6 protein-coding genes are annotated in these 6,196 nt (G+C 67.2%); 4 read left to right on the forward strand and 2 right to left on the reverse strand.

The genetic code is table 11. The annotated features are described in order from the left end of the window. The first annotated feature begins 338 nt into the window (after positions 1-338). Both MT490_RS12505 and MT490_RS12510 read left to right on the forward strand, forming a co-directional pair. On the forward strand, positions 339-1,181 hold the full coding sequence (locus MT490_RS12505) for a GGDEF domain-containing protein (RefSeq protein WP_297388039.1): 843 nt from the start codon (positions 339-341) through the stop codon (positions 1,179-1,181). Between the two features lie 46 nt (positions 1,182-1,227). Beyond that, entirely contained in the window at positions 1,228-3,291 is a 2,064-nt protein-coding gene (locus tag MT490_RS12510; protein WP_297388041.1) for a S9 family peptidase, read from the forward strand. Between the two features lie 469 nt (positions 3,292-3,760). On the opposite strand, the gene MT490_RS12515 is transcribed toward MT490_RS12510, so the two are convergent. Both MT490_RS12515 and MT490_RS12520 read right to left on the reverse strand, forming a co-directional pair. Next, positions 3,761-4,405, reverse strand: coding sequence for a DUF4893 domain-containing protein (locus tag MT490_RS12515; protein ID WP_297388044.1), 645 nt, complete (start codon positions 4,403-4,405; stop codon positions 3,761-3,763). Between the two features lie 167 nt (positions 4,406-4,572). Further along, the gene (locus MT490_RS12520; RefSeq protein WP_297388046.1) at positions 4,573-5,067 is read right to left on the reverse strand and encodes a helix-turn-helix domain-containing protein; all 495 of its coding nucleotides are present in this window, start codon (positions 5,065-5,067) and stop codon (positions 4,573-4,575) included. A gap of 148 nt (positions 5,068-5,215) precedes the next feature. On the opposite strand from MT490_RS12520, the gene MT490_RS12525 reads away from it, so the two are divergent. Then, complete coding sequence (locus MT490_RS12525) at positions 5,216-5,530, forward strand: hypothetical protein (RefSeq protein ID WP_297388048.1); 315 nt, start codon at positions 5,216-5,218, stop codon at positions 5,528-5,530. 79 nt (positions 5,531-5,609) lie between these two features. Beyond that, positions 5,610-6,196: HD domain-containing protein (locus MT490_RS12530; protein ID WP_297388049.1), on the forward strand; the 587-nt coding region annotated here is incomplete at its 3' end.

A 6,196-nucleotide genomic window follows, 5' to 3' on the forward strand; every position in this document is an offset into this window, starting at 1 on the left:
CTTCAAGGGAGGGGTTAGGGGTGGGTTGGCACCGGCCGGGGCTCGATGCCCCGGCCGGTGCCTTTTGCTGCACGATTGGCGAATCTTTTAGGCGCGCAGACGCGCGCACCCACCCATGATCGGGTGAACAGCGCCCCGCGCTGTTCAGGCCATGCCGGGGGCATGGCCGGCCCGATCATCCCTCCCTTTCAGGGAGGGGAGCCCTCAAACTGAATATCGATCCTTCCTAGGGTCCCTTCCCAAGCAAACGCTTCACCCGCGTTAAGCTTTACCGTTTCGGATATTTTGAGGCGGATCGCCGAGACAGGCCCGTCGCCGCAAAAAGACAGCGAGGGGTCATGCTTTTCTATCGCGCCAGCTCGTCCGGATTTCCGCGCGCCCTCCGGCTGCGGCTGCTCGCGACGTGCCTCGCGGCGACGCATGTGCCGCTGGTCGCCTGGCTCGGCTGGGGCGCGGCGACGGGGCGGCTGGCGCTTCCCGAGTTCGCGCTGCTGTGGCTGGCGACGCTCGCCGGCAGCGCGGTGGCGCTGTTCGGCGTCGGGGCGTTGCTCGCGCCGCCCCCCGAGCAGGACGACATTGCCGCGCCGCCGGAGCCGCGGGGCGAGGACGTGATCGGCAGCCTGCTCGGCAGCGTCAATCTCGCCGCGAGCGCCGCCGAGGCGCGGATGCGCGAGCTCGCCGCCAAGGAGGACCTGCTCACCGGCGCGCGCAACCGGCGCGGCTTCCTCGCGGATGTCGACGACCTCCTGCCCGCCGAGCGGCGCGGCGCGATCGCATTGCTCGACCTCGACCGCTTCCGGCAGATCAACGACCATCTCGGCCATGACGCCGGCGACCGCGTGCTGCGCGATTTCGCCGCGCGGCTCTCCTCCGAGCTGCGCCGCGGCGACCTGGTCGCGCGCTGGGGCGGCGAGGAATTCGCAGTGCTGTTCCGCGGGGCGACCGAGGAAGAGGCGGCGCGCGTGCTCGAGCGCGTAACCCGGCGGCTGGTCGCCAACCCGCTGGCCGAACTCGACGGACAGGCACTGACCTTCTCGGCCGGGGTCTGCCGTTTCGGCGGAGCCGCCGTGGAGGAAGCGATCGAGCGCGCCGACAAGGCGCTCCGCGGCGCCAAGCAGGCCGGGCGCAACCGCGTGGTCCGCGCGGGCCTGGCCGAGCAGCCGTCCCTGCCGCTCGCCTGAAGCGCGGGGCTTCGACACGGCGGCAAGCTGCGTTAAGGGGAGCGGGATGACCGATCTTCCCACGCCGCCCGTCGCGGCCACACGCCCGCACAGCTTCTCCGCCCATGGCGTCACCATCGACGATCCCTGGGCATGGCTGAAGGACCCCGGCTATCCCGACGTCACCGACAAGGACGTGCTCGGCTATCTAGAGGCGGAGAACGCCTATTTCGAGGCGGTGATCGCGCCGCGCAAGCCGCTGAGCGAGCGGCTGTTCCAGGAGATGCGCGGGCGGATCAAGGAAGACGAATCGACCGTGCCGCAGAAGGACGGCGACTGGCTCTATTGGACCGACTACGAGACCGGGGGCGAATATCCGCGCTGGTGGCGCAAGCCCGTAGGCGGGGGCGACGACCAGCTGATCCTCGACGAGCCGGCGCTCGCCGCGGGCAAGGAATATTTCCGGCTGGGCGCGCTGAGCGTCAGCCCCGACGGGCGCTGGCTGGCTTATGCCGTGGACGACAACGGCTCGGAGCGGTTCGAGGTACGCGTCAAGGACCTCGAGACCGGCGATCTGCTGCCCGACACGATTCCCGGCATGCTCTCCGAGATCGTCTGGACCAGCGATTCCAGGGGCTTCCTCTACGGCATCGCCAACGAGCATTGGCGCACCGACAATGCCCGCTGGCACAGGCTGGGCGAGCCGGTCGAGAACGACGTGGAGCTCTTCAAGGAAGCCGACGAAGGCTATCGGGTCGCGGTGGGCGAGACGAGTTCGCGCAAATGGCTGGTGGTAGCGACGGGCGACCATGTGACCAGCGAAGTGTACCTGCTGCCTGCCGACGATCCCTCTGCTCCGCTGCGCTGCGTCTCTCCGCGCAAGCAGGGCCGCGAATACGATGTCGACGAGCATGACGGCACTTTGTTCATCCACACCAACGACGTGGACCCGCAATTCCGGCTGGTGACCGCCAGCATCGACACTCCCGGCGAATGGATCGAACGGATCGCGCCTTCGAAGCATTTCTACATGACCGGGGTGACCTGCTTCGCCGACTTCTTCATCGTCGAGGGGCGCCAGGACGGGCTCGATCAGGTCGAGCTGCACCGCTACGATGCGGGCATCGCGCCGGTGCGGCTGGAATTCCCCGAGGCGAGCTATGTCGCGGGGCTCGGCGACAATCCCGAATATGCGGTCGACAAGCTTCGGCTGAGCTACGAATCGATGGTCACGCCGGGGACGGTGCAAGACTATGACGTCGCCACCGGCGCGATCGAGACGCTCAAGGTGCAGGAGATACCGAGCGGCTATGACGCGTCGAAATACCGCACCGAGCGGCTGAAGATCGCGGCGCGCGACGGGACTGAGGTGCCGGTCTCGATCGTCTATCCCAAGGATTTCCCGCGCGACGGCAGCGGCAAGCTCTATCTCTACGCCTATGGCGCCTACGGCTATGCGATCCCGCCGGGTTTCTCGACCAGCCGGATGTCGTTCCTCGACCGCGGCATGGCCTTCGCGATCGCGCATATCCGCGGCGGCGACGATCTCGGCCAGCAATGGTATCTCGACGGCAAGCTCGACAAGCGCGCGAACACCTTCAACGATTTCGTCGACGTGGCGAAGGGGCTGATCGCGCGCGGCTTCACCCATGCGGGCGGCATCGCGATCGCTGGGCGCTCGGCCGGCGGCGAATTGATGGGCGCGGTGGTCAATTCGGACCCCGATCTGTGGGGCGCGGTGGTCGCCGACGTGCCGTTCGTCGACGTGCTCAACACGATGCTCGACGAGAGCCTGCCGCTCACGCCCGGCGAATGGCCCGAATGGGGCAACCCGATCGAGGACGCCGCGGCCTTCGCGCTGATCCGCTCCTATTCGCCCTACGACAATGTGACGGCCCAGGCCTATCCGCCGATGTTCATCTCGGGCGGGCTCAACGATCCGCGCGTGACCTATTGGGAGCCCGCCAAATGGGCGGCGAAGCTGCGCGCGACCAAGACCGACGACAATGTGCTGGTGCTCAAGACCAACATGGGCGCCGGGCATGGCGGCAAATCGGGCCGCTGGGAGAGCCTGAAGGAAGCCGCGGACGAGATGGCGTTCGTGCTCTGGCAGCTGGGCGTGGAGGAATAGCGGCGCGACCATCAATCCTCCCCCGCAAGGGGGAGGTGGCGCCGATGGCGACGGAGGGGGCGGACGGCGATCAGCCTGGAGCGCGCTTCGCCGCCGCGTCGCGATCGCAAGGGTTTGTCGAACTGCGCCCCCACACGCACCGCTGTCCTCCCCCTCCGTCATGCTTCGCATGCCACCTCCCCCTGGCGGGGGAGGATTCAATGCCTATCGCGGTCTACGGTCGGCGAGGCGGGTCTCGCGGTGACAGGTGTGGCAGAAGGCGAAGTCGAATATCTCGCTGAGCAGCCAGGCCTGGCGTTCCAGGTTCCATTCCGCCCAGGCGTCGCGCGTGACGGCTGCGCTGCCGCAGCGTCCGCACGCATATTCTACCCGAGGAGCGGTGCCTTCTGCCACGCGCGCATGGTGGCACGCTTCAAGCCCGATTCGGACGGAAGCGTCTCCGAATTGGAGAAATCTGGGCGTGCGCCGGTCAGCCGCGCGGCTGCTGGTCGGCGGGGACCGGGGTGAGCTCGTAGATGTCGAGCTGGCGGGCGTCGGCGCCGGCGACCGCGAGCCGCCAGCGGAAGCCGCCAACACGCTCGACCACGCCGACCATGTCGCGCGCGGGCTCGTTGCCGTAACCGAGCGAATTCTCGCCCGCACGGCGCTGGCGCGCGCCGAGGAAGACGTAGCGCTTGCCGTCGGGATAGAAATAGCCCGCCGCCGGATCGCTGCCGGTCTGCTTGACGAAGGCGACGCCCTCGTCGGTGCTCGACACGAAGCAGAAGTCGTTGGACGAGCTGCGGGCAGTGGCGGGGCCCCGCGCCGGCGTGCGCAGCCGGACGACGCGGCAGTGATAGGATCCGGGCGTGAGCGTGGGCTGATCGAGGCCCGCGGCGGGATCGACCAGCTTGCCCTGGGCGGTGCGCACGCGCGGAGAAAGCCGCGAATGGAGCCCGGCCCAATTGGCGCGCAGGCCCTCCAGCTTCGCCTCACTGTCGGGTGTGATCGAGCTGCGCCATGCCGGCGGCTCCTCGACCGCGACCGTGCTCACGAGCACGACCTGGGGCGGGCCCTTCGCCGCGCAGGCGGCGAGCACCGAACACAAGGCAAGCGTGACGATACGCCGAAACATTGGCGACCCTCCGATCCATGTCCGAATTGTCGAAAACTGTTATCGAAAAATGAACGAAAAGCGTTAACGAATGGTAAACGCCGTAGAGACGCGTCGAGTCGCAGCATAGCTGCGCCGAGTTGCGGAACCAAGGGCCAGGTGGCCGGCCGCACCCTTTCTTCGCCGGCCTATTCCGCGGCGCGGACCTCGGGTTCGTCCTCGGCGACGTCCTCGGGCAGCGCCCAGAGCAGGTCGCCCTTCTGGAGGATGCGGCCGTCATGCGCCTGTACCGTCACCGGCGCGATCGGCCTGCGGTCGCGCGCGTCGACCAGCACCGGGAAGGCGGGGACGCAGGTCTCCCAGCGCTCGCCCCATTGCCGCAGCGCGATCATCGTCGGGAGCAATGCATAGCCCTTGTCGGTCAGGCGGTATTCGATCTTGCGCCGATCCTCGGGACAGGGCCGCCGCTCGAGAATGCCCTTGTCGACCAGGCGCGCAAGCCGGTTGGCGAGGATGTTGCGCGCGATGCCGAGCTCGGACTGGAACTCCTCGAAATGATGGAGCCCGTTGAACGAGCCGCGCAGGATCAGGAACGACCAGCGCTCGCCCATCGCCTCCAGCGCAGCCGGAAGGCTGCAGTCTTTCGCCAGCTCGCGCAGCGACTCTCGGATCGCACCACCCATGACTGAATACCCTACTCCAATTTGGTACCCCACGAAATGGGATAACGTATTGCGACGCAGCAATAGTTTCTGCTTGCAACTTATCTTCTAGTCAATTAGGTATTGATTCGCAACTGATGTTGCAACGACAGCTCCCCAGGAGGAAGACATGACCCGTTATCTTGCCGTCGCGGCAGCTGCCGCGGCCACGCTGGCGCTCACCCCCGCTGCCGGCTTCGCCCAGACCGCCCGCGGCTATTATGCCGCCACGCCGGTGACTTCGCCCGAGAAGGCGAGCCTCGTCACGCGCTCGACCATCTGGAAGTGCGGCGAGGGCGTGTGCGTGGCCTCGAAGGCCAATGCGCGCGACAACATCGTCTGCGAGCTCGTCGCCCGCGAAGTGGGTCAGCTCTCGGCCTTCCGCGCCAACGGCACCGAATTCGACGCCGACGCGCTCGCCAAGTGCAACACCAAGGCGCGCTGATCTGAACGGTGCGCGCTGATACCGCGTTAACGCTCGAAAATCATTGCAATGCAGCAGCACGGGGCGCCATCTAGGCCCCGTGCTGCGTCAATATGAACTTGTAGACCGGGTCCTTTCCTACGACCCCCAGGCCGACGAGGCGTTGCTCAACCGCGCCTATGTGTTCTCGGTCAACGCGCATGGCAGCCAGAAGCGGGCCAGCGGCGACCCCTATTTCAGCCACCCGATCGAAGTGGCGGGCATCCTGACCGACCTGCATCTCGACGACGAGACGATCGCCACCGCGATCCTCCACGACACGATCGAGGACACCGTCGCCACCCCCGAGGAGATCCAGCGGCTGTTCGGCGACAATGTCGCGCGGATGGTGGACGGCGTCACCAAGCTCTCCAAGATCGAGGCGCAGACCGAGAGCGAGCGCGCCGCGGAGAACCTGCGGAAATTCCTGCTCGCGATGTCCGACGACATCCGCGTGCTGCTGGTCAAGCTCGCCGACCGGCTGCACAACATGCGCACGCTGCACTTCATCAAGAGTCCCGATAAGCGGCGGCGGATCGCTGCGGAGACGATGGAGATCTATGCGCCCCTCGCCGAGCGGATCGGCATGGAGGGGCTGAAAGCCGAGCTCGAGGACCTGGCTTTTGCCGAGCTTCGTCCGGACGCCCG

Origin of the sequence: Sphingomonas sp. (assembly GCF_026460985.1) — a bacterium.
Classification (GTDB): domain Bacteria; phylum Pseudomonadota; class Alphaproteobacteria; order Sphingomonadales; family Sphingomonadaceae; genus Sphingomonas.